Genomic DNA, 23,983 nt, shown 5'->3' with positions numbered 1-23,983 from the left:
CTAAAGTAGTCATACAACTTCAGAGTTCTCTTAGTGTTAAATGGTATTGAACTAAGAATAATCCACCGTCTTACCAATATTACAACTGCTGATTAAAGCCAGGTGCTTCTTAATTCTAAGAAGCATAATATTCCAATACCTTAGTCACTTCTAAGATCCTTCTCTTAATGCTTTTTTTCGATACTCGCTCATGCTTGGTATGATCGCCATCGCCATAAGGGCCAAAGCCATCAAGAGTAGGTACGCCCATTCCCGCAATAATGTTAGCATCACTGACACCTCCTCGTTTTTCAGTTTTTAACGGGATACCAATAATGCTCGAGAGCTTATCAATTAATGCTGCTTGATCTGAAGTCGGCACCATAACATCTCTCTGTAACCCACCATCAATAAATAGGGTAATACCATCTTTGTTATAGTGATTAACGAGTTTAGGAATAACATCAATAATTCGTTTTTGCTCATTAAGACTCGTAAAGCGAGCTTCCACGGTGAGAGTAGCGTGTGGTGATATTGTATTAGCACCAATACCACCATTTATTTTTCCGACATTGATTGTGGTTCCATTTTCAAGATCGGTTTGTTCGGCTAACTGAATAAGAAGTTTTGCTGCGACTAAATTGGCATCCGCACCATCGCAAAAATGGTTACCAGCATGTGCTGCTTTACCCTCAATATTAATGGTGTAGGTAGCAATTCCTTTACGTGCAGTTACTACTTCATGATTTTTTCCGGCTGCTTCAAAATCAATACAAGCACTGTAATTTGGCGCAATAGTTCGAAGTAGAGACTTACTGTCATCACTTCCTGTTTCTTCATCACTGACGAGTAAGACATCTATATTTTGAACTTGCCCCAGTGTTTCGTAGATATTACGTAGTGCCATTAAAGCAACAAAATTCCCACCTTTCATATCACATGCACCAGGTCCGTATAGCCACTCTTCATCCTCACTGACTTCTTCAAACGTATCTGGTGGAAATACGGTATCAAGATGACCAAGGAGAAGAAGAGTTGGGGATTGATCTTCATGTGAAGAGGTAAAGAGCAGATGATTACCTATTTCTGAACGCTGAAAACACTGAAGGTCCATATCAAGCTCTTTTAGCCAACCAGCCATCAATTGACCATACTCATCGACCCCTTTTTTGTTTTTGGTCCAAGAGTTTTTTTTCATCATTGTCTTAAGAATTAAATAATCATCGTGTTTCATAGCTAACTCCACATAAATGCAATTTTAATATGCTACTAATTTATTATTAATTATTGCATTTTAACAAGCTTATATGAAACCATGTTTACATGAGTGGGGGATTTTTATGTTTATGGCGTATTTACAGTAGGAGTTAAAATGGAACGTCGTATTGGATTATGGATGTATCAAAACGGTGGTGGTGAGCAGATACAGAACCAATTAACCTCTAAGTTAAACGAACGAGGTATCAGCGTTGTTACCAACCTTGATCTTGGTAATGCGGTTGCTCATGACGGAAGTATTTTCTGTAACGATCAGGATATGGGCTCATTAGATCTGTTTTTTTCATATAATGCAGGTCAGCAAACACCTTATCAAACGTATTTGTATCAAACGCTTAGCACTATTATTCCAACTATTAATAACTATGAAGCATTTGAATTAACTGAAGATAAATTTAAAACAGCTCAATTATTAAAAAGGCATGGTATTAATACGCCAGACTATGTTGTTTGCAATAAAAAAAATATAGATAACTTAAAAAAGCATTTCCATTTTTGGCAAGGACAAGCCATTTGTAAACCAATCAATGGCTGGGGAGGTAACGGGATCATCAAACTCGAAAGTGAGCGTGATCTTGACTTAATTTATCCTTACATCGTGAATCAAGCATCACCTCAGCTATACCTAGAGCGTATCATAGAAAATGACTTCACTGATTACCGTGTTGATATTGTCGATGATCAGTTTATTGCCTGTTATGGCAGAAAAGCGGCCGAGGGGAGTTGGAAAACTAACATTACAAGCGGTGGTAATGTCATACAACGAGAAGCTCCGCCAGAGGTAATTGAGCTCGCCCTTAAAGCGGCACGCATTTCGGGGTTAGAAATTGCGGGCGTTGATATTATTTATGATATCGAGCATCAAAAGTATGTTGTGCTTGAAGTTAACGGTATTCCTGCTTTTGCAACACCAGAACAAGAAAAAATGGGCATCAATTTTAATGCTAAGAAAATTCAATGCATTGTTGAGCTTATAGATAGAAAAACAAGAAAGCAGAGCCATCGCTCAAAAAACACATCCACTAATTCAAACGTTGCTTCTGATATTAACTACACTGATTTCGCATAATTTAAGGAGGAAATATGCAAAGCGTTAATGCAACTTCTCGACCAAAACTTGGCTTACTTTATTTAGATCATGTCTTACGTTTCTTTGATCGTTCGAATTTCAAAGGTTGGCCGGATAAGATTGAGCAAGTGACGTATCATTGGGCTAATGATAAGCAGCGCTTTATCAATGAAGTGAAAAGAAAAAAAATTGATGTACTGATTGGTAATATTCCAGCTACTGCTTACGAAACATTTCGTGATATCTCAAGAGCACTTCCGAATGTGAAGTTTATTCCGTCTTTGGATGCACAGTTTTGTAATAAATCGAAAGAAAACGTCACTCATTTTTGCCATAAGTATCAATTACCTATTCCTAAAACAAAGATATTTTATAATGTGGAAGAGGCACTTGATTATATCAACGAGACAAGTTACCCGAAAATTATTAAACGTTCTTATGGGCCATCAAACTACGGTGGGTATTTTGTCCACAAAGTTGATAGTGCTGATGAGGCAGTAAAGCTATTTTCTGAACGTCGTTATTTTCCGGCTTATATACAAGATTTTGTTCCAATGAAAGCGGACATTCGTGTGATGTTGATTGGGCATAAACCTGTTTGTGCTTTTTGGCGTAGACCGCCAGAAGGAGAGTGGCTAACCAATACTAGCCAAGGTGGCAGTATGGATTATCAAGCCATTCCAGAGAAAGTATTGGAAGTTGCAATTAATGCATCTAAAGCTGCGAAAGCTGAATATTGGGCATGTGATATTGCAGTGAGTCACAACGATGAATACAGCATTTTAGAATGTGCGACGGCGTTTGCTGCTTTTCCTTATATTCGTGATTGGATTGGACAGTATTTAATGTGGCAACTGGCGCCTGAGATGTTTAAAAAACCTTACTTCCCTCATAAGAACTGGGAAGAGCTAGGGAAAATTGATTCTTCGCTATTGAGAACGATGCGTAATATCTCATTTGGACAAGCATCATTTTCAACGGATACAGGTGAATTAAATCCTCAAGATAAGTTATATGCGCTAGAAAACATCCAAGATGACTTAAATGAAGAGTGGCCAAGTGAAGTCTGGAACTTACAAGGTCTACATAGTGGTGATAACGGACTGAATCAGTTTTTAGCAAAGTTTTTAGAACCGAAACCGCAAGCGGAATTAGAGAAGACACTAGATTTAGGTGTCGAGCAAGCGCAATACCCAACAGCTGCGATTGATTCAGATAAGACAGAGGATGCGCTTAATCAACAACAGATAATCGAGTTTTTTACCTCAGTTAAAGGGATCGGAGTAAATCTAGCTAACAAGGTTGTTGAGCGTTTTGGTGTAGCTGGAACGTTGGATGTCTTGAATAATCATCCTTCACGATTACTTGAAGTGAGTAATTTAAAGCAGAAAAAACTCAATGCAATTATTGCAGCTTGGAATACTCAGCCGAGTGAGGTTGAGTAATGAAAAAACAATATCTCTCTTATCAAGATACGATTGATTTTCTCACTGAGGCGATGAAGAAGTATCCTCACTTGATCCGGTTGCAGAATATCGGTCAGACTCATGAAGATCGTCCAATCATGATGGTGACTTTGTCACAAGATGTGGCTTATGCAGATTTGAAGCCCGCATTGCTTTATACGGGAACGATTCACGCAAGAGAATGGATTGGTATCGAGTTAGCAGTGAATTTTATTCAGTATATTCTTGATAATTATCCTTCCAATCCCGATGTTGTTGAGGCATTAACGCGAAACACACTCTATATGGTGCCTTGTCTTAACCCTGACGGTTTTGAATATTCAAGACAACACTTTTCATTTTGGCGCAAGAATAGACGAGATAATAAAGACGGCACGTTTGGCGTTGATTTGAATCGAAACTTTGGCGTGAATTTTAAGCGTAGTTTTGATACTCAGTCGAATATTTACAGTGGACCTGAGGCATTTTCAGAGCCAGAAACACAAGCTATCAAAACGTTTGTTGAAGAACATAAAAATATCAGTATTGCGTTAGATTATCACTCGCAGGGGAACGTGTTTTTCCCTGCTCATAAGTTTAACCATGAAGCTGAAATTGAAGGGACCGACTTGAATATTTTATGCGCCAATATGGCGCATAAAATTCATAAAGTAACAAACAGACAATATGGCATACACAGAGGTAAGCCACCTGCTAATTTGATCCATGGAAGTGGTCGTGAGTACTACTATGATCGCGGGATTCTCTCCAGTGTTGTCGAGGTAGGTAGTCGGAATATACCGGACTATTTAGTTAACATGACGCAAAGTGTGAATGAGAATATTCCTGCTTTGCTTTATGCGTTAAATAGTGCGATTGATTATTCTGAACTTGCGCCATCTCGACCTGAAAACTTCACGATTAAGCAGGTTGATGATACCCAAGTTGAATTAGTTTGGAATAGTGGTGAGGACGATAGTAATTGCTATTATCAAATTTATCGAAGTGATACGCCCAAATACCATTGTACTCCTGAAACCTTAATCGCCAATACTTCCGAAAATAGTTTCACTGATAGTCAATTACAATCTGGTCATCGATACTTTTATAATTTGAGAAAAGTGAATCGGGTGACACGAATAAAATCACCTTTCGCTCCAGAACTTAAGATAAAAACAAATTTGGCAAAAGATGAGTTTTCTTACACCTTATTCCCCGCAGCTGAACAAATTGGCTATGTAGGGGAATTAACAAAAGAGTTTAATGCGGAGCATTTTGGATATAACTCTCTGTTTATTGGTGTCAATAAAACTAAAGGGATTTGTTATGGTGTCATTGCTTTTGATATTGATAGATTGCCCGAAGATGCAATTATCAAAGATGCCTGTTTTTCGCTATATCCAATGAATCGTGTAGGCGCCAAAATAGAAAATTATGGTGAATGGTCAGTTTCTATTCTTGATCCAGAAGAAATCACCAATATCCGAAGTTTTGATCAAATTCATCAAGCTGTACCGCAACAAACCCTAGGTGATGCCATTTGCTCCGATCAAATAACACAAGGTATTTGGAAGTCATGGTGTTTCAGTGCGATAGAAAAACAGTTACTGCAGCAACAACTAAATCAAGGACGTTTACTTCTCAAAATTCAGGGGCCGACTTCGCTTCCAATTGGCAATGATTCCCAAATTATGCAATTTGATATCGGATATGGCCGTTTTGGTGGTGGTATTCATTACCGCCCAAGCTTGGAAGTTATCTACACCAAAAAAACATCTAAGGTCGCGATATCGGCAAGTGATTGTCATACTTTTACCCTACAAGAACCACCACAAAAGAATGTTATCCAATGTGGCTTTGACAGTGATGAAAATACAGTCTTTGGGCAAGTCATGTTTTCATTAGACTGCCTCAATCAGGAAAAAGAGATTGTTATCACTCAAGCCTATTTTGAGATAGAGCATGAGCAATCGAGAGAGATTGCACAACCAATGCGCTTCACTGTTGATATTGCTGAAATTGATAACCTTGATTTTTATAGCGTAAAAAATCGTGAAAAAATCGAATACCTAGGTTACGAGGCAAGTAGTATCGGTTTATCTAAATCGCCTAGAAAAAGCTTTATGTTTGATAGCTCTGCAAGACAACATTTAGAAGATGTTATTAGCAGTGGGCAGCCTCTTAATTTGATCATCCGTGCCACTTCGGCGTCAAGGCACAAAAATGCCATGGTGACTTGGTTCAATTGTGATAGTGAAAAATGTCCGCAGTTGGTTATTGAGTACATAGAACGTCGAAAACAACCAGTGGCAGCACCAACAGACTTAAATGCCACACTAGTTGATGGTGCAACGAAATTGACCTGGAAGAAGCCTGACGATCCAGACTTTGTGGGTGTTTATGTAGTTAGAAATTGCTTTCATCCTCCTCGCACACCACTAGACGGCGTAAAGCTTTATGCTGGCAAGGATGAATATACATTTGACCGATTTGGGAATGCCAATATACCGAAATTTTACTCGGTGTTTAGCTATGACAATGTTCCGAATTATTCTGATCCAGTCACCTTGCAGTTTAGCAGTGATAGCATTTCACCAGTGATATTTGATGAGTTGGAGCCGCAAGATGAAGCGGAACAGTTATATCGAAATGGTGATTAATTAATGGTATATGCTAGTGTAACAAACTGTTTTATAAACAGGTAATAAAAAGCCCCAATAGATGGGGCTTTTTAATTTCAGAATTATGAAGTTAACTGTTTAACAGCAAGTGCTTCTTCTTCATCATCTTGTGCTAATTGGGCTTCTGATGCTGGTGGACAGCGATCCACAAACCATCCCATGAATGAACAGACTATCGTTACGATAATACAAACGAAGCTTAACCACATAAATGGTGCGTATGAGAATGTCGCAACACCTAAAATGCTTGCCATGTAAATACCGTTATCACTCCACGGCACCATACCTGAGGTTAACGTACCACCAAACTCAGCGTTACGAGAAAGGTTCTTACGCTGGTAGCCTAGACGGTCGTAATTTTTCGCACAAATTTTAGGTGTTAGGATCAGTGATACATACATCGCAGAACCAAACACGTTACCAAGGAAAGCTGTAGCAATAGTGGAAATGGATAGGCTACCTGCGGAATTTACGCGTTTTTCAAAAAGACGGGCAATAGTTTGAAGTACACCGACTTTATCTAATAAACCACCAAAACCAAGACCGAAGATGATCACGGCAACAGAGCCAAGCATTGACGACATACCACCACGGTTAAGGATTGCATCGATAAACTCAACACCAGAGCTAATAGAAAATGGTGCCCATGCAGTATTAAAAGCAACTAAAGGATCCATACCTTGGATCATCACAGCCCAAATAATACCTAATAGAGAACCAAGCGTAATAACAGGGAATGATGGTAAGCGTAAAGCCAGTAATACCAAGACAATAGCCACAGGGATAAAAGACCATGGTGAGATAACAAATTGCTTATCCATTGCTTGAATCACAGAATCTACTTGAGACATGTCCACGTTACCAGCGTAGTGGTAGCCCACAACAGTAAACATAATACCAGTGATCACATAACTAATTAATGCGATCGGCAACATGCCTTTAATGTGCTCCATGATTTCTACGTTGGACATAGAAGATGCAAGGATCACTGAATCTGAAAGTGGTGACATTTTATCACCGAAGTAACAGCCAGAAAGAACAGCACCAGCGGTCATAGGCGCGGGAATACCTAAACCTTGGCCGATACCCATCATAGCGATACCTGCCGTACCTGCTGCACCCCAAGAAGTACCGGTTGCTAATGCGGTTAATGAACAAATGATCATTGTTGCTAGCAAGAAAATGGATGGGTGGATGGCTTTTAGACCGTAGTAAATAATGGTTGGAACAATACCACCTGCAATCCAAGTGCCTACAAGAGCACCAACCGCAAGCAGAATTAATACGGCACCTAGACCATTAGCAATACCTTTTGTTGCGGCTTTTTCTAATGACTTGTAATCATGACCTAGTTTTATACCTAAGCCGATAATGATGAACCAGCCGATGTAGAGTGCTAGCTGAATAGGTAAATTTAACTTAGCAGTAAATGAGAATGCTAGTGCAAGGAAAATACCGAGAGCAACAAGAACTTGCATCAACGAGGGTAGTTTCACGACAGTCTGTTTTTCCATACTTCTAACCTTGTTTATCGTACCTGTAAATGAGCTGTTAGCCCAAAGTCAGTAATTAATATTTCTATACTGGTTAATAAATCACGTGCATCACAGCTTGTAACAAAGTTGGCTACTCTAGCAGGTGGCTCTAAAACCGCGATAAATAATGTTTCTTTATGTGACCTGAGTCTTTTGCTTTAAAAGATAAGCAAAAGCGCTGCTTTTTTTGTGTTTATTTTGTTAAATAATGGTTTTTATTTTGTGTTTGTATATTGGTTTTATTTTTCTTGTTATTTGTTTAAAAATATAATGATAATATTCAAATTAGTTTAAAAAACTAAAATACTCTCAATTGTTGAATAATATATCTAATAAAAATCGACAGGGGAGACTATCAGGATAGTCGGGTATTTTCAAAGATATGTATTTGGTTGAATTATATGGGCTTGATTGTTTAATTCCATATTTAGAGTCAAAAACACACGTTAAGTACTAGTTTTTAAGCCTTTTTGCTGCTTTATTCTTCTTTGTTGTTGCATTTTTGAACTTATAAAAATAACTAATACCAGTGATAAGAAATTCAAATATCGATAAATTAACAAAGATTGTTACTCTTTTTTGCGATAATATTTTTAGGTAGATATAAAAATTATGCTTGTTTTTAAGCCGTTAAATCTCTATAGATGGAAACAGCAGTTAAATTACGACAGGGAGTGTAGTAGCAAATGATGAAAGTAGGTTTAGTTGGTTGGCGTGGTATGGTCGGTTCTGTACTGATGCAACGTATGGTCGAAGAGGGCGATTTTAAACTGATTGACCCTGTATTCTATTCAACCTCTCAGATTGGTATCCCAGCGCCTAATTTAGGTAAAGATGCTGGTATGCTGCAAGATGCTTTTGATTTAGAAAGCTTAAAAAAACTTGATGCCATTATTACCTGTCAAGGTGGCGGTTATACTGAAAAAGTGTATCCAGCATTACGACAAGCTGGCTGGAAAGGTTATTGGATTGATGCGGCATCAACATTACGTATGAAGCCAGAATCAATTATTACACTTGATCCTGTTAACTTTGATCAAATTCAGCAGGGTATTCACAACGGTACCAATACGTATGTTGGTGGTAACTGTACTGTTAGCTTAATGCTGATGGCTGTCGGTGGCCTATATAAGGCAGGACTTGTTGAGTGGATGACGTCACAAACGTATCAAGCGGCCTCTGGTGCTGGTGCTAAGAACATGCGTGAGTTGATCAGCCAAATGGGTGTGATTAACGATTCAGTGACTAGTGAGCTTGCGAATCCATCAACATCGATTCTTGATATTGACCGTAAAGTGGCAGATACCTTACGTTCAAGCGATTTCCCATCACAAGAGTTTGGTGCGCCATTAGCCGGTTCTTTGATCCCTTGGATTGATGTGAAGCGTGAAAATGGTCAAAGCAAAGAAGAGTGGAAAGCGTCTGTTGAAACGAACAAAATTCTTGGCTTAGAGGACTCTCCAATCCCAATCGATGGTACTTGTGTACGTATTGGTGCGATGCGCTGTCACAGCCAAGCACTAACATTGAAGCTGAAGAAAAATGTACCGCTAGATGAAATCGAAGAAATTATTGCATCGCATAACGATTGGGTAAAAGTTATCCCGAATGATCGTGATGTGACGGTGCAAGAGCTAAGCCCAGCTAAGGTAACGGGCACACTATCGGTACCTGTAGGTCGTCTACGTAAACTCGCGATGGGTGATGATTACCTGAACGCCTTTACTGTTGGTGATCAGTTACTATGGGGTGCTGCTGAGCCACTTCGCCGTACGTTACGTATTATCCTTTCTGAAAAAGTATAATATTAGTCAATTGATAATAAAAAAACGCCTGCAGTGATGCAGGCGTTTTTGTTTATAGCGACGTTGATTTAGTATTATTTACGCTGACGGAAACCACGGCCACTTAATATAGTTTTTAGTACGTCTTTTTCTCTTAGCTTACTCATTCCGACATAAGCAACTGGAACAAGAAATAGCGAGAAAAATGTGCCGGCGGTTAATCCACCCACTAAGACCAAACCAATATTTACGCGACCTAATGAGCCAGGACCTGATGCGAACGCCAATGGTAAAGCACCTAAGATCATGGTCAATGATGTCATTAAAATTGGACGTAAACGTGAGCGGGCACTATGGATTGCAGCTTCTATGGCAGTTTTACCATGCTTACGTTGCTCATTGGCAAATTCAACTAGCAAGATACCGTGTTTAGTGACCAATCCGACCAAGGTTAATAAGCCTATTTGTGAGTAAATATTGAGGCTTTGCCCAAAGACCCAGAGGGTCAATACAGCGCCTACAATACATAAAGGGACTGTCAGCAAAATAATTAATGGATCAACAAAACTTTCAAATTGCGCAGCTAGAATCAGATAGATGAAAATTAGCGCCATTAAAAATAACGTTTGTGTACCATCCTGTGAGTCCATTAACTCTTTAACCACACCGTCATAGGCATAGCTTTGCGAGTCATCAAGTAGCTCAGGAACATTTTCATCAATGTAGTCGCGTACATCACCCGCGGTATAACCTGGCATTAATGTCGCTGTGATCTCGGCACTATTTTGTCCCATATAAGTCTTAAAACTGGACTCAGATGTTACTGCTTTAATTGAGACGAATTCAGACAACGGAATATTCTGCCCCGATTCTGATGCGACATAAAGCTTATCAATAATATCGAAGTTACCCAGATCTTTACGGTTTACTTGAACACGAATAGGGTAGGTGTAACCATCATCAGCCTGTAAGTTCGCAGCTTTTAATGAGCCAAGGAAGGTCGATAGTGCATTGGTTACATCGGTATAAGCAACGCCTGACAAGATAATTGCGTTACGGTCAATACGTAAGTCATATCGGAGTTGATCTCGAAGTAATGAGCTTTTAACGCGAGTTAAACCATCATACTCACTTAACTTTTTAACGATACGGTTAGCGGTATCATTAAGCTTCGTATTATCTCGATTAACGGTCTTAAGCTGCAGTTTCAAATTGGTTGCTGCATTTAGACCATCAGCTGAGCGTACACTAAATGACATACTGTAAGCTGATAGTGTTTTTGCTGCCTTTTCCGTAAGCTCAGCAACGATCTCATCTGCTGGTTTAGTACGTTTACCCCAAGGTTCGAGTAAAATATGATTTGATGGTGTTGCTTCGATATAAGATAAATTCGCAGCAATATCTTTGTTGTCTCCCATAACCGTATTTAGCTCAGAGTTATGTTTGATATGATAGCGACGACCGACACCAGTCGGTGCTTCTGAAGTACCATCAATGAAGCCTGTATCTTCTGTCGGCAACAATACTTGTGGCATATACCATACAGCGACACCCGAAAGTGCGATCAGTGCGAGTGCGATGCCACCCATCAATGCTTTTCGATCAAACCACTTAGAGAGTTGTTTCGTGTAACCTAGTGATAGTTTGTGAATCTGCTTATCAATTGCAGCAAACCATTTAGGTTGTTGTGCTACGGGTTTAATTAAATAAGCACACATCATCGGTGAAAGTGTTAGTGCGACCATACCTGAGATGATCACTGATGCTGCAAGGGTAAAAGCAAATTGGCGGAACAGATCCGCTGTCATACCTGACATTAAACCAATAGGCAGGTAAACCGCTGCTAGTGTCATTGTCATTGCTATTACAGGGAAGATAATTTCATTACTACCCTTGATGGCAGCATTAAGCGGTGTTTCACCTTCTTCTATATAGCGGTAACAGTTTTCAACCACCACAATAGCATCATCAACCACAAGGCCGATCGCAAGAATAATGGCTAAAATAGTCAGCACGTTAATGCTGAAACCAAGAAATGACATTACTGCAAAAACACCAATAATACACACAGGAATGGTGATAATTGGGATTGATGCAATACGCAGTGAACCAAGGAAAAGTACCACAATTACAGATACTAAAACGATAGCTTCAAAAAGGGTATGGAAGCCTTGGTCAATAGATTCTTGAATGAAATCGGCTTGGTTATAGACCATCTTCATTTCTAAACCGTCAGGCAAGTGTTGCTGCATCTTGGTGATTTCAGCTTTTACACGTGCGGCAACATCAACAGGATTTTCACTTTTTAGTGGTAGCACCTGCAGTGACATTGCGGTTTCACCATTCACTTTAAGTTTGCTTGGTGTCAGGCTGTTTTCACCCATTTTGACATCAGCAATATCTTTGATACGAATAATGTTGCCATCATCGACTCGGATAACAAGATCTTGTACATCTTTAACACTGGTTACTTGAGTAACTGGGTTAATTTGGAAATTACGCGCTTCACCAACGATCTGACCAACCGTAAATGATGAGCTGTATGCACTTAACGTTGTTACAACATCAGCGGGTTTAACATTGAGTGCCATCATACGGTTTGGGTTAAGCCAAACACGGACAGCTTTTGCTGCACCACCATACGGCCCATATACCCCACCGACACCTTGAATATGTCTAAACTGAGGTTTGATTTGCTGACCAATGAAGTCGTACATCTCTTGCGAGCTCATCTTTCCTTTATTGATAAAGGTAATAATGTTACTTGCTGAGCCCTTATCACCTGAATCATCGGTAACAGTCGGCTTATCAACCATACTTGGCGGAAAATCAATGATAGCTTCAATGCTGCTACGTAACTTATTCATTAAGTTCGCATATTCAACATCAGTAATACCGTCGTCAAACTTTACATTTAATGTACATTTACCTTGGGTACAGTCAGTCGTCATAATATCGACACTTTCTAACCCTGTTGCGGCATTAATTAAATGTGTTGCGACATTTCGTGACATGAAGTCAGCACTGGCTCCATCAATATTGGCGGTAACCGTTGCTTTGGGGCTGTTGTGATCCGGGAAATATTGAATTGCAAGTTTTTGGAAAGAAAACAAACCAATAAGAATAATTGCAATACTTAAAACTGAAGCAAAAACCGGGTGTTTAATACAGACTTCAGGTAGCCTCATTGCTCTGCTCCTTCACTGGTTTAGTTTCTTCTTTTCCGGCTTTTGCTGGATCGGTTGTTTTCTTTTTTGGCTCTTGTGCAGGCGCATCAGCTGTCGATGCTTGAGTCTTGATGATATTTACTAAAGTTTCATCATCGATTTTTTGATGACCAGTGACAACCACAATGTCATCTACCTTTAAGCCTTTTTCAACAATCACATAGCCATTATTAAGGTTTTTACCTAACGTAAGGTATCGCTTAGTTGCAACATTGTTTTTATCAACGACCCATACGTAACGGTCTTCATTATGGGCAAGAATAGCGTTTTGTGGCGCCACAATTCGATTAGTTCGACCATTCACCATTTGGCTTACTTGTGCAAACATACCGGGTGCTAAAACGTGGTCTGGGTTCTCAATACGAGCATGAATTGCTACACGACCAGTATTTTTATTAACGGCAGGTGCAACGTAATCCACAACACCGTTAAATGTCATATCTTTGTATGCTTCGACCGTTACTGTGATGGGTTGGCCTTTTACTGCTTTACCAAGATCGTTTTGGCTGATGGTATAGGTAACTTCAACAGGATCTAGGTTATAAATACTCACCAGAGGTGTAACAGCATCAATCATACTGCCTTTTGATTTTGTGAAATTTGTGAGCTCACCATCGAAAGGGGCGGTTAATGAATAATCTTTTAGAATTGCTTGTTGTTGGCGATAGTCTGCAGCTGCAAGGTTTGCAGCATCCTGAAGTTCTTCAAAGTCTTGCTTAGATAGTGCACCAGGCTGCTTTTTGTTTAGTTCAATAACACGTCGAACTTTATTCTTTGCAGTAGTGAGTGAGCTTGATGCTTTATCAAGATCTGCTTTAACTTTACTGCTGTCTAGTTTGGCAATAATCTGCCCTTTTTTTACTACGTCACCGTCTTTAAAATTGATAGCCACAAGTTTACCGGGCGTACTAAAGGTTAGTTCTGCAAAATCAATCGCAGTGATCTTACCAACCTCATTTAATGTGGCGACAAACTCTTTGGTAGAAATGGGTTCGACAGTAACAGGAACCACCTGTGGTTTCTCATCATCTTTTGCTTGAGCAAAGTTTGATAATGTTAAAGCCATTAGGGTAAGTAGAAGTGGGGGTAAATTTTTGTAGTGCACGTCGTATAACTCTCTTATTTCAGGATAAGGGTGTCAGTCTTGGCTAATGTATATTAAATAGCCATATGAATTGTCAGTGAATGGTTAGCTTATTATTGCATCCTTGTGCATATCTATTTGGGGAGCGGTGATATTTCTAATTTAGCCGATAGAAATTCAGATACAAAAAAACCGTAAATAGATGCTTCTATTTACGGCTTTAATTTTGGGTTTGCGCTTATTTTATGAGCAATTATGCTGCTAGGTTTTTAGCAACGAAATCCCAGTTTACTAGTGACCAGAAACCATCCATGTAGCTTGGACGTAGGTTGCGGTAGTCGATGTAGTAAGCGTGTTCCCATAGGTCAACAGTTAGTAGAGGTGTAACACCTTCTTCTGTGATTGGGCAGCCAGCGTTAGAAGTGTTAACGATCTCTAGAGAGCCGTCAGCTTTCTTAACTAACCAAGTCCATGAAGAACCGAAGTTATTGATTGCTGAATCTGTGAATTTTGCTTTGAAATCAGCGAAAGAACCGAATGCTTTCTCGATAGCTTCTGCTACTGCACCTGTTGGTTCGCCGCCAGCATTTGGAGCTAGACAGTTCCAGTAGAACGTGTGGTTCCACACTTGAGCTGCATTGTTAAATACGCCGCCAGTTGAAGATTTGATGATATCTTCAAGTGATTTTTCAGCAAGCTCTGTACCTTCAACAAGACCGTTCAGCTTTACAACGTAAGTGTTGTGGTGCTTACCGTAGTGGTATTCAAGAGTTTCTTGAGAAATGTGTGGCTCAAGAGCGTTCATTGCGAAAGGTAGAGCTGGTAATTCAAATGCCATTGCTCAATTCTCCATATTGGTTTGGTGGCTTTCGCCACGACATTATTGCTTCCAGTAAGCATCAAGGCTTACTTATTTATTTTTGAATCTGACCGGATTATTTTAGCAAGTTTTTTCTTTATTAAAAGACTTGGAAATAAAAAAATACCCTATACCTCGTTAATCAAAGCGTCAATGACCTTTTAAAAAACAAGGGTATTGAAACTGAGATCTGGCATTGCATCAAAAGCACTCGCTTAGTATGGGAAAGTATTTTTATTGGTGACGATAACCAAGTAGAATGGTAGGGTTTAAGTTATTACTATTAAGGTTGTACGAGGAAGTTATGGAAACTATCGACAAAATTAAGCAGCAAATCGCAGAAAACCCAATTCTACTTTACATGAAAGGTTCACCTAAGCTACCGAGCTGTGGTTTTTCTTCTCAAGCTTCACAAGCACTAATGGGCTGTGGTGAAAAGTTTGCATACGTTGATATTCTACAAAACCCAGATATTCGCGCAGAACTTCCAATTTACGCGCAGTGGCCAACTTTCCCACAGTTATGGGTTGAAGGTGAACTTATCGGTGGTTGTGACATTATTCTTGAGATGTTCCAAAAAGGTGAGCTTCAGCCATTATTAAAAGAAGTTGCTGAACGTCGTGACGCAGCCTCTGCTGAATAATTTATTACGCCTAAACGTTATTAAATAGTGTTTAGCTGATAAATAAAAACCGCCAAATTGGCGGTTTTTTTGTTTGTCTTGATAAAGAATATATGGCTTATAACACCATAGAAGCTAACCAACCAAATCCAATTAATGGCAAGTTATAGTGGATGAACGTCGGTACAACCGAATCCCAAATATGATCGTGCTGACCATCCGCATTCAAACCTGATGTTGGACCTAAAGTCGAATCTGAAGCTGGAGAACCCGCATCCCCTAATGCTGCTGCAGTACCTACAATCGCGATGGTTGCCATTGGTGAGAAACCAAAAGATAGACAAAGTGGTACATAAATCGTGGCTAGAATTGGAATGGTTGAAAACGAAGAACCGATCCCCATGGTTACTAATAAACCCACAACCAGCATTAGCAGTGAAGCAAGAGGTTTGTTATTACCAATCACAGCTTCAAGGGAATTCACTAAGGTTTCTACGCCGCCTGTTGCTTTCATTACCGCAGCAAAACCTGCTGCTGCAATCATAATAAAGCCGATCATCGCCATCATATGAACACCTTTGGTGAACACATCATGGGTTTCTTTCCACTTAATGACACCCGTGAAAGTAAACACCATAAAGCCAACAAGGCCACCGATGATCATCGAGCCACTATATAATTGTGCGCCTAATGCGGCAAAAATAGCGGCAACTGCGACATAGACATGACGCATGTCGATTTCTTTTTTCTCTGGCTCACTGGCAAGGATCTTTTCAACGGAATACTCACGTGGTTTACGGTAACTGATAAAAATCGACACCAACAAACCAAATAACATGCCACAAGCAGGTAAAAGCATTGCTACGGGTACTTGGCTGGCTAATACATCTAAGCCGTTATCGTGTAAGTTCTTAAGTAAGATGTTATTTAAGAAAATACCGCCAAAACCAATAGGCAACACCATATAAGGGGTGACTAAACCAAAGGTTAATACACAAGCGATTAAACGACGGTCTAATTTTAGTTTGGCAAAAACATGCAGTAGCGGCGGAATAACAATTGGGATGAAGGCAATATGTACCGGAATAACGTTCTGAGAAGAAATGGCAAGTAAGACGAGAATGATAAGAACGCTATATTTGACGCCCATTGCAGCAGCAGCGTTATTATGGCCGCTAATGCGCTTGATCACTTTTTGCGCCAGTACATCCGTGATACCTGAACGCGAGATTGCAACGGCAAACGTACCGAGCATGGCATAACTTAGCGCTGTGGTTGCACCGCCACCAAGACCACCTTCAAAGGCTGACACCGCATCAGTGAGAGACATTCCACCAATAAGGCCACCAACAATGGCACTAAAGGTTAGCGCGACCACCACATTCACTCGCATTAACGCGAGTATCAGCATGATACATACCGCTATAACTACAGGGTTCATAAAACTTTATTCCATCCGTTTTTAATGAGGAAACTGTTAACTTCGTTTATTTGGTTATTTCAAAGTGTGTGACTAATCACAGAATTGTTGATGAGAAATAACCAGGTTTTCACCAGTTTGCTTAAATTTTTGCACATGTCGAGGACAAAATGTGTTTTGAACTACATTTTATTAAGGTTGTATGATTTTAAATCACTTAAAAGGATGTTTTTGATTGGATTATCAGGCAAGAAAAAGGCTCAGTGATCGATAATCAACTGAGCCATATTAAACTTAAAAGTAGGAATGATTAGAAGCTACGGCTATATTGGATGCCGTAAAGCCACGCATTGGCTCTTGTTGTCGCTGTCAAAGGTAAAGAGCCATTTTCTTGTGATTCTTTAACATCAACATCTTTACCCATCAGATAAGTAAGACCGAAGTCGATATTAGATTTACTATCTAAGTGGTAAGTAAAGCCACCAGAGATCCAGTTTCGATCGGAGTCAGGTACTGAAATCGAGGTCATTTGGTCTTGAGCACTGGTGTCATGCATATAACCTGCACGTAGTGTCCAATCATTATTTAAGTAATATGTACCACCAATGGCGTAGTGCCAGCCATCCTGCCACTCATAGTCTTTAATAACTGTACCACCAGTCGTCTCTAACTTGTCGAAGCTACTCCAGCCGATCCATTGGATACTATAGTGGACTGCAAATTTGTCATTAAGTTTGTGGAAGCCAGAGAATTCAGCCATGTCGGGGAGTGGCATTTTTAACTTTTCGCCACTTAGATCATATGGCTTACCAATAAAGGCATTAGGAATATAAGTCATATCGCCTTTGGCTTCTAGAGTAGGGCTAAATCGATAAGTTAAACCAAAACGATTATTATCATCGACTTCAAATACACTGCCTAAATTAAAGCCCAATGCAAAACCATCAGCATCAATATCAACGAAATCACTTGTGCCAGTTACTGAACTTGGAAGTGGAGAAAGTCCTCTACCGCGAGTAAATTTACCGCTACCATAAATCACATCGATACCGGCACCAAGACTTAGCTGTTTGTTTAGACGGTAAGATGCACTTAGACCAAGGTTTAAACTTTTAACTTCAGTTGTACCACCGTATATATCTGCTTGACCCTTAAGTTCTGGCACCTGTACATTATTTCCATACCCTCCTGGAAACTCAGTTAATGTACCGAAGTTAGAATAAAGGGAGGCACCTACTGCAATTTTTTCATTAATAGGGTGAATGTAATAAAGGTTAGGGACATAACTGATGCCGCCTATTGATGCATCGTCAACCTTAAATGGAGAAGCTACAATGCTTGTATTTTTGACTTTGATATCAGTGTCGATGACTGTTAGGCCAAGCGACATTGCAGGTCTGTCGAATAACGCCATTGCAGCAGCATTCTTCGCTACGACTGAGGCATTATCAGCTATAACTGCATCCCCTGAGAATGCACGGCCTAAACCGGTTGCTGATTGAGAGTTAAGCTGGAAACCAGCGGCTTGAACATTAAATGAAGATACCAGTGCTGCTGCTATTGATACGGTAAGAAAGCGTTTATTTACGGACATTATACTGCCTCTCTGTAAGTTATTGTTTAGCTTCTTATTCATCCATGTAGGAAAAACAAAATGTAAAGTACAGAAAGAGTATAGAGGTGTTTAAATAAATGTTAAATTTTTGTAATCACAAAAATTAATACTTTAGTTCCAATTATTTAGCATGGTTTTGTAGTAAGTGTTTAAAACGTTTAATTTAAATATTTAGAAATAAGAAACATATTAAAAAAAGCTCATATAAAATATGAGCTTATCAGTGAATTTATTTATATTTGAGATAGATTGAATTAGTTATTGTCACTTTCTTCTGTTTGAGGTGCCATTAAAGGCCAGCCACCTAATTTTTTCCATTTGTTAACTATCTCACAAAATAGCTCAGCGGTACGTTCTGTATCATACAGCGCTGAATGTGCTTCACGATTGTCAAATGGGATATTTGCCGTTTGGCATGCTTTCGCCAATACCGTTTGACCAAATGCAAGCCCACTTAATGCAGCGGTATCAAAAGTTGCAAACGGGTGGAAAGGGTTACGCTTTAATTTTGCACGTTCAGATGCCGCCATAACAAAGCTGTGATCAAACGTTGCATTGTGCGCAACCATTATAGCGCGAGAACAATCAGAGGCTCTTTGTTCTTTACGGATCTGCTTATAGATTTCTTTTAAAGCGTGCTCTTCAGATACCGCACCACGTAGTGGACTAAAAGGGTCACGGATCCCATTAAAGTCCAAAGCTTCTTTATGTAAAATCGCGCCTTCAAAAGGAGATACATGGAAGTGGATTGTTGTTGCTGGCTTTAGCCATCCATCTTCATCCATTTGTAATGTAACGGCGCAAATTTCAAGTAATGCATCTGTTTTAGCGTTAAATCCCGCGGTTTCTACATCAATGACGACGGGAAAGTAGCCGCGAAAGCGACTTTTTAATGTATTGAATTCGTTATCTTGGCTCATAACACTGCTGTCAAAATAAAGGAATGGGCCATTATGTCAGATCCATCTCTTGATACCAATTTGATCTGATGTATAAACAAAAATGGTCTGCCTCTTTTTCTTAATGTGAAACGGGTTCTGAATTGTTAAAGCAATGGATGTTATGGTCGATATAAAGAGAGGTTTAATTAGTATCAATTAAAAGTCAGCCTTTATATTTCGAGACGTTAGATTAAGATATTTGGATAATGACATTTCTTATTTTTAAAAAATGGCCTAGGTCATTGTATATATTGATTTTATTGTTTTCATTGCCAAGTTGGGCTGGGAAGCAATATATCGCGTCGCCTAATCAATCACAGTGGAATGTTATTGTTGATACGCCGCTCGAGTGTCGTTTGTCACATCATATACCGGGCTATGGTGACGGTGAGTTCGTAGCACGTTCTAGCAAAAAACAATCTGTTGCCTTTGAATTAAAAATGTATCGTCCGATGGGAGAAACACGAAACGTCCGTCTAACTTCTATGCCTGCTCGTTGGATGCCTGGTGATTCAGCAAATACCATGACACGACTTAAATTTTTTAAGCAGTTTGATGGCTATATTCAAGGGAAAACGGTGTGGAATATGCTTGCTGAATTAGAAGATGGGCGAAATCCTACATTTATGTATCAAGATTGGCAGCGACAAAACCGCTTATTAGAGGTTGGATTATCCGCCGTTGCGTTTCAAAAAGGTTATCAATCATTTAGCCAATGTCTGAGTAAACTATTACCCTATGGATTTGAAGATATCGCATTTTCTGTCCTTCACTATAGTGAAAATAGCGACACATTAAATAAAATTTCGCAACAACGTCTTGCTCAAATTGCCGACTTTGTTCGTTATTCTGACGATATTGATTTGGTTTTAGTTGCTGCGTTTAATGACTCGATTGCCGGTACTACAGAAAGCCAAGAGATGTCAGAGCGACGAGCGGAAAAACTACGTCAATATTTTCAATCATTAGGATTACCTGCCGAGCGTGTTCAAGTGGAAGCCTACGGTAAGAGACGTCCTATTGCTGATAACTCAACCCCTATGGGACGAAATTTAAATCGTCGAGTTGTGATTTCATTAGGACAAAGTCCGATTTATTAATCACGAATGGGAAACTGGATGGGATAAGGCTCGTTATTATCGAATGATGTAACGAGCCTTATTTTTATTAATGCAGTTTAAAGGAGGCAATTAGTTCACAACTTGAATAGTTGTTAATGGCTTTTACTTGATTAGCAATAGCAGGGTTGGGGTGTCGTTTTAAAAAGCCAACCAATGCCGATTGGCAACACCCCAAAGAATTTATATAGCTATGGCATTGCGTTTGTTTGCACTGTGGGATTAATGCAATAACTTGTTCAGAGGCAAGTTGTAAATATTTTAACTCGTAGTCTGAATCGCCATGTTGTCGCCAAAAATTAGCAAGATTATGGCAAGAAACGACTTTCATCGTTAAGAGATCCGTTAGTTGCTCGGTGTCAGTTGAATCTGCCGTGATTTCCTGAGCAATAGATAGCGCGAGTTGATAATGAACAATAGACATCAAAGGGTTATTGTTAGTCTTAGCATCATCAGCCATTAAGGTGTGTCTTTCCCACTCTGAAATATCCATGTCATTATCCTTTGTAAGTGGTATTGCTTTGCGGTTAGAAAGCTTGTAACGCGCTAAGGTAGTTTATCTCAACTTGTTCCCAATCGACTAAGTGCCACCATGCGTCAATGTAATCAGGACGGACGTTTTGGTAACTCAAGTAGTAAGCATGTTCCCATACATCGAGCGCAAGAATTGGAGTACCTTGTATTGTTACCGTATCCATTAACGGGTTGTCTTGGTTCGGCGTTGCCGAGATCTCAAGGCGTCCATCTACGACAGAGAGCCAAATAAACCCTGCACCAAAATGATTGGCAGCTAATGTTGAAAATGTCTCTTTGAACTTAGTAAAACTTTCAAAATGTGCATTAATTGCTTCTGCAAGTAAACCTGATGGATGGCGAACGCCTTCGGGTGACATGCATTGCCAATAGAGGTTGTGATTATAGAAACCACCACCATTATTACGAACTGCAGCAGGGTATTGAGATATATTGCTTAAAATGGTTTCAATGGGCTGGTTATTGAGATCTGTATTTTCAATCGCAGCCATAAACTTATCAAAATAACCTCTATGGTGTTTGCTATAGTGGATCTCAACAGTTCTTGCATCAAGATAAGGTTCTAATGCATTGAAGTCATAGGGTAGTTCTGGGAATAAATGTTTCATAAATTATAACTAGTAAAAAACGTTAACTAGATATTAATGATAATTATTATCATTATCAACCGTGTTTTTGTATGGATATTAATGAATTTTTAGCTTTGAAATTATGAATTTGATGATTAGTTAACAAAGAATTTATGGTTTTTGGTTATGATTTACATTGTTTAGATAAGGATTTTCGTTATGAATAAAGTTGTTTTAATAGCTGTTGTTGTATTGGTTGCGGTAGGTGTGGGTATTTTTAGTGTGGGTAAATTTACTGAAAAAGCGGCGAATGAAACAACTAAGAAAGTATTAAAAGAAGTGGTGAGCGCTGATTTAGCGCCAGTATCAAAAGCAATTGGCAAGCTAGAAGCCTGTGAATCTGGTGCAACGGCAGAACTCGAAGCGTTAGGTCATACAGCGACACCATTAGGTCGTAGTTTGGCTTATATTGCTTTAGCACAAAATAGTTATTTGATGGATGATAAAGATAAAGCTCGAGTGGAATTGCAACAAGCGATTGATGCGAGTACTGATAAACCCTCAGCGGAAGAACGTAATGAGATGTTTGCCAAGTTAGGTGAAGGTGCGCAACAAATGGCAGAAAAGCGTAAAGCATATGGCTTTAAAGTAAATTGTGAACCACTTTAATTGCTAATATTAGAAACGAAAAGGAGCGATTAAGCTCCTTTTTTATTGAATTAAATCTTTTATTAATCAGATGTCTACCTTATCTTTGTATTCGCAGAGATCCTCTATTAGGCAGCTGCCACAGCGCGGCTTTCTCGCAATGCAGGTATAGCGTCCGTGTAATATTAGCCAATGGTGAACATCAACTTTAAATTCTTTTGGCACAACCTTTAATAGTTTCTCTTCAACTTGATCGACATTTTTCCCCATTGCAAATTTAGTTCGATTACAAACTCGGAATATATGAGTATCCACTGCAATAGTCGGCCAGCCAAATGCCGTATTTAAAACAACATTTGCTGTCTTTCGACCAACCCCCGGTAGTGCTTCTAATGCTTCACGGTTTTCTGGGATCTCACCGTTATGTTTATCTAAGAGAATCCGGCAGGTTTTAATGACATTTTCTGCTTTAGAATTAAATAACCCAATAGTTTTTATATATTCTTTTACGCCGTCAACGCCTAAGTCGTAAATAGCTTGGGGGGTATTTGCAACAGGATAAAGCTTGTCGGTTGCTTTATTTACGCTGACATCGGTGGCTTGGGCCGAGAGTAATACCGCAATCAATAACTCGAAAGGCGTGCTCCAATGAAGCTCTGTTTCAGGGTGTGGGTTTTCAGCGCGTAAACGTTCAAGAATTTGGACGCGTTTTTGATTATTCATTTTCTATTCCAAATAAGGCTTATTGCAATATAAGTAGGGAGTGACAGAGTGAGCATCTGTCGTTGCAATTAAGCATTTTACTATTCCATTATTTTGTCGCGATATGTAATAAAAAGAAACCCAATAAGCATGATACTTATTGGGTTTACTCTTTAGTCTACGGTAGTAACGCGAGCACGTTCAACCGTTGGCTTTGATTCTTCTTTAGGTTGTTTTTGTTGACGGCGTTTATCAATCACATTTTTGGCTGCAATCATTAAACCGACACCAAGAAAGGCACCCGGTGGTAACATTGCAAGTAAGAACCCTGAATCAAAATGGAATACTTGGATTCGTAAGACTGATGCCCAGCTACCTAGTAGTCGATCAGCACCATCGAACAAGGTTCCTTTACTCAATAATTCTCGCATTGCGCCAAGAATGAATAGCGCAGATGTCATGCCTAACCCCATCCATAAACCATCGAGTACTGCTGGTAATGGCGCATTTTTAGAGGCAAAGGCTTCAGCACGACCAATGATAATACAGTTGGTTACAATCAAGGCGATGAAGATCCCTAATGACTTGTATAAACCAAAAGTAAATGCATTCATCAATAACTGTACGCAGGTTACGAGTGAGGCAATGATCATAACAAATACTGGAATACGGATCTCAGTGGGTACCCAGTGACGAATTAAAGACACAATTAAGTTTGAGCCTATCAGTACTAAAGTCGTCGCAAGCCCCAAACCTAAAGCATTTGTCACTGTTGATGAAACGGCAAGTAAAGGGCAAAGACCAAGCAGTTGAACAACTGCCGGGTTATTTGACCATAGGCCATTTGTCATCAATTCTTTATTAGTTGTCATA

The 23,983-nt window shown here is 39.5% G+C and carries 19 protein-coding genes; 7 read left to right on the top strand and 12 right to left on the bottom strand.

Annotated elements, in window-relative coordinates; all coding sequences use genetic code 11:
* Positions 1 to 115: 115 nt before the first annotated feature.
* Positions 116 to 1,213 (bottom strand): M20 family metallopeptidase, encoded by a 1,098-nt coding sequence (locus CTN01_RS03410; protein WP_045083323.1) that lies wholly within the window; start codon positions 1,211 to 1,213, stop codon positions 116 to 118.
* A 138-nt stretch (positions 1,214 to 1,351) separates the two neighbouring features.
* Here CTN01_RS03410 and CTN01_RS03405 point away from each other — a divergent pair, with 138 nt between their 5' ends.
* From CTN01_RS03405 to CTN01_RS03395, 3 genes are read left to right on the top strand one after another with little or no spacing between them, the layout of a single operon-like run.
* Entirely contained in the window at positions 1,352 to 2,326 is a 975-nt protein-coding gene (locus CTN01_RS03405) for an ATP-grasp domain-containing protein (protein WP_045148399.1), read from the top strand.
* A 14-nt stretch (positions 2,327 to 2,340) separates the two neighbouring features.
* On the top strand, positions 2,341 to 3,771 hold the full coding sequence (locus tag CTN01_RS03400; protein WP_107188263.1) for an ATP-grasp domain-containing protein: 1,431 nt from the start codon (positions 2,341 to 2,343) through the stop codon (positions 3,769 to 3,771).
* A complete protein-coding gene (locus CTN01_RS03395) occupies positions 3,771 to 6,431 on the top strand; it encodes a M14 family zinc carboxypeptidase (RefSeq protein ID WP_045148400.1) in 2,661 nt (886 codons plus the stop codon). The genes CTN01_RS03400 and CTN01_RS03395 overlap by 1 nt, the downstream gene beginning before the upstream one ends.
* Before the next feature lie 83 nt (positions 6,432 to 6,514).
* Here CTN01_RS03395 and nhaC read toward each other — a convergent pair whose 3' ends face one another.
* Complete coding sequence (gene nhaC / locus CTN01_RS03390; RefSeq protein WP_045083325.1) at positions 6,515 to 7,966, bottom strand: Na+/H+ antiporter NhaC; 1,452 nt, start codon at positions 7,964 to 7,966, stop codon at positions 6,515 to 6,517.
* A gap of 707 nt (positions 7,967 to 8,673) precedes the next feature.
* Between nhaC and asd the strand changes: the two genes are divergently transcribed.
* Complete coding sequence (asd, locus tag CTN01_RS03385) at positions 8,674 to 9,792, top strand: aspartate-semialdehyde dehydrogenase (RefSeq protein ID WP_045083326.1); 1,119 nt, start codon at positions 8,674 to 8,676, stop codon at positions 9,790 to 9,792.
* Between the two features lie 74 nt (positions 9,793 to 9,866).
* Here the strand turns inward: asd and CTN01_RS03380 are convergent, their stop codons facing one another.
* The 3 genes from CTN01_RS03380 to sodB all read right to left on the bottom strand — a co-directional run bounded on the left by CTN01_RS03380 (position 9,867) and on the right by sodB (position 14,920).
* Positions 9,867 to 12,959 carry an efflux RND transporter permease subunit gene (locus tag CTN01_RS03380; protein ID WP_045148401.1) on the bottom strand — a complete coding sequence of 1,031 codons (3,093 nt, stop codon included), beginning with the start codon at positions 12,957 to 12,959 and terminating at the stop codon, positions 9,867 to 9,869.
* The gene (locus CTN01_RS03375) at positions 12,946 to 14,103 is read right to left on the bottom strand and encodes an efflux RND transporter periplasmic adaptor subunit (RefSeq protein ID WP_052666586.1); all 1,158 of its coding nucleotides are present in this window, start codon (positions 14,101 to 14,103) and stop codon (positions 12,946 to 12,948) included. Before CTN01_RS03375 ends, CTN01_RS03380 begins: the two co-directional genes overlap by 14 nt.
* A gap of 232 nt (positions 14,104 to 14,335) precedes the next feature.
* The gene (sodB, locus tag CTN01_RS03370) at positions 14,336 to 14,920 is read right to left on the bottom strand and encodes a superoxide dismutase [Fe] (protein ID WP_005368883.1); all 585 of its coding nucleotides are present in this window, start codon (positions 14,918 to 14,920) and stop codon (positions 14,336 to 14,338) included.
* A 325-nt stretch (positions 14,921 to 15,245) separates the two neighbouring features.
* Here sodB and CTN01_RS03365 point away from each other — a divergent pair, with 325 nt between their 5' ends.
* On the top strand, positions 15,246 to 15,584 hold the full coding sequence (locus CTN01_RS03365; protein ID WP_045083329.1) for a Grx4 family monothiol glutaredoxin: 339 nt from the start codon (positions 15,246 to 15,248) through the stop codon (positions 15,582 to 15,584).
* A 97-nt stretch (positions 15,585 to 15,681) separates the two neighbouring features.
* On the opposite strand, the gene CTN01_RS03360 is transcribed toward CTN01_RS03365, so the two are convergent.
* The 3 genes from CTN01_RS03360 to rnt all read right to left on the bottom strand — a co-directional run bounded on the left by CTN01_RS03360 (position 15,682) and on the right by rnt (position 19,518).
* A complete protein-coding gene (locus tag CTN01_RS03360) occupies positions 15,682 to 17,004 on the bottom strand; it encodes a Na+/H+ antiporter family protein (protein ID WP_045083330.1) in 1,323 nt (440 codons plus the stop codon).
* 289 nt (positions 17,005 to 17,293) lie between these two features.
* The gene (locus tag CTN01_RS03355; protein ID WP_045148402.1) at positions 17,294 to 18,577 is read right to left on the bottom strand and encodes an outer membrane protein transport protein; all 1,284 of its coding nucleotides are present in this window, start codon (positions 18,575 to 18,577) and stop codon (positions 17,294 to 17,296) included.
* A gap of 275 nt (positions 18,578 to 18,852) precedes the next feature.
* Positions 18,853 to 19,518, bottom strand: coding sequence for a ribonuclease T (rnt, locus tag CTN01_RS03350; RefSeq protein ID WP_045148403.1), 666 nt, complete (start codon positions 19,516 to 19,518; stop codon positions 18,853 to 18,855).
* Positions 19,519 to 19,745: 227 nt separating this feature from the next.
* Here rnt and motY point away from each other — a divergent pair, with 227 nt between their 5' ends.
* Positions 19,746 to 20,639 carry a flagellar protein MotY gene (gene motY / locus CTN01_RS03345; protein ID WP_052666588.1) on the top strand — a complete coding sequence of 298 codons (894 nt, stop codon included), beginning with the start codon at positions 19,746 to 19,748 and terminating at the stop codon, positions 20,637 to 20,639.
* Between the two features lie 67 nt (positions 20,640 to 20,706).
* On the opposite strand, the gene CTN01_RS03340 is transcribed toward motY, so the two are convergent.
* On the bottom strand, positions 20,707 to 21,150 hold the full coding sequence (locus CTN01_RS03340) for a DUF2753 family protein (RefSeq protein WP_045148404.1): 444 nt from the start codon (positions 21,148 to 21,150) through the stop codon (positions 20,707 to 20,709).
* 34 nt (positions 21,151 to 21,184) lie between these two features.
* A complete protein-coding gene (locus tag CTN01_RS03335; protein WP_045129822.1) occupies positions 21,185 to 21,799 on the bottom strand; it encodes a superoxide dismutase in 615 nt (204 codons plus the stop codon).
* A gap of 180 nt (positions 21,800 to 21,979) precedes the next feature.
* Between CTN01_RS03335 and CTN01_RS03330 the strand changes: the two genes are divergently transcribed.
* The gene (locus CTN01_RS03330; protein WP_005368856.1) at positions 21,980 to 22,429 is read left to right on the top strand and encodes a hypothetical protein; all 450 of its coding nucleotides are present in this window, start codon (positions 21,980 to 21,982) and stop codon (positions 22,427 to 22,429) included.
* A gap of 66 nt (positions 22,430 to 22,495) precedes the next feature.
* Here the strand turns inward: CTN01_RS03330 and nth are convergent, their stop codons facing one another.
* A complete protein-coding gene (gene nth, locus CTN01_RS03325) occupies positions 22,496 to 23,131 on the bottom strand; it encodes an endonuclease III (RefSeq protein ID WP_045083333.1) in 636 nt (211 codons plus the stop codon).
* A gap of 152 nt (positions 23,132 to 23,283) precedes the next feature.
* Complete coding sequence (locus tag CTN01_RS03320; protein ID WP_005368852.1) at positions 23,284 to 23,982, bottom strand: electron transport complex subunit E; 699 nt, start codon at positions 23,980 to 23,982, stop codon at positions 23,284 to 23,286.
* Position 23,983 lies beyond the last annotated feature (1 nt).

It is taken from the genome of Photobacterium angustum (assembly GCF_003026365.1).
In the GTDB taxonomy this organism is placed as follows: Bacteria; Pseudomonadota; Gammaproteobacteria; order Enterobacterales; family Vibrionaceae; genus Photobacterium; species Photobacterium angustum.
This window is presented reverse-complemented; position numbering and strand designations above follow the sequence as displayed.

Coding starts and splice junctions, on each gene's coding strand:
- CTN01_RS03410 (WP_045083323.1), bottom strand. CDS start 1,213: ATGAAACACGATGATTATTTAATTCTTAAGACAATGATGAAAAAAAAC.
- CTN01_RS03405 (WP_045148399.1), top strand. CDS start 1,352: ATGGAACGTCGTATTGGATTATGGATGTATCAAAACGGTGGTGGTGAG.
- CTN01_RS03400 (WP_107188263.1), top strand. CDS start 2,341: ATGCAAAGCGTTAATGCAACTTCTCGACCAAAACTTGGCTTACTTTAT.
- CTN01_RS03395 (WP_045148400.1), top strand. CDS start 3,771: ATGAAAAAACAATATCTCTCTTATCAAGATACGATTGATTTTCTCACT.
- nhaC (WP_045083325.1), bottom strand. CDS start 7,966: ATGGAAAAACAGACTGTCGTGAAACTACCCTCGTTGATGCAAGTTCTT.
- asd (WP_045083326.1), top strand. CDS start 8,674: ATGATGAAAGTAGGTTTAGTTGGTTGGCGTGGTATGGTCGGTTCTGTA.
- CTN01_RS03380 (WP_045148401.1), bottom strand. CDS start 12,959: ATGAGGCTACCTGAAGTCTGTATTAAACACCCGGTTTTTGCTTCAGTT.
- sodB (WP_005368883.1), bottom strand. CDS start 14,920: ATGGCATTTGAATTACCAGCTCTACCTTTCGCAATGAACGCTCTTGAG.
- CTN01_RS03365 (WP_045083329.1), top strand. CDS start 15,246: ATGGAAACTATCGACAAAATTAAGCAGCAAATCGCAGAAAACCCAATT.
- CTN01_RS03360 (WP_045083330.1), bottom strand. CDS start 17,004: ATGAACCCTGTAGTTATAGCGGTATGTATCATGCTGATACTCGCGTTA.
- CTN01_RS03355 (WP_045148402.1), bottom strand. CDS start 18,577: ATGTCCGTAAATAAACGCTTTCTTACCGTATCAATAGCAGCAGCACTG.
- rnt (WP_045148403.1), bottom strand. CDS start 19,518: ATGAGCCAAGATAACGAATTCAATACATTAAAAAGTCGCTTTCGCGGC.
- motY (WP_052666588.1), top strand. CDS start 19,746: ATGACATTTCTTATTTTTAAAAAATGGCCTAGGTCATTGTATATATTG.
- CTN01_RS03340 (WP_045148404.1), bottom strand. CDS start 21,150: ATGGATATTTCAGAGTGGGAAAGACACACCTTAATGGCTGATGATGCT.
- CTN01_RS03335 (WP_045129822.1), bottom strand. CDS start 21,799: ATGAAACATTTATTCCCAGAACTACCCTATGACTTCAATGCATTAGAA.
- CTN01_RS03330 (WP_005368856.1), top strand. CDS start 21,980: ATGAATAAAGTTGTTTTAATAGCTGTTGTTGTATTGGTTGCGGTAGGT.
- nth (WP_045083333.1), bottom strand. CDS start 23,131: ATGAATAATCAAAAACGCGTCCAAATTCTTGAACGTTTACGCGCTGAA.
- CTN01_RS03320 (WP_005368852.1), bottom strand. CDS start 23,982: ATGACAACTAATAAAGAATTGATGACAAATGGCCTATGGTCAAATAAC.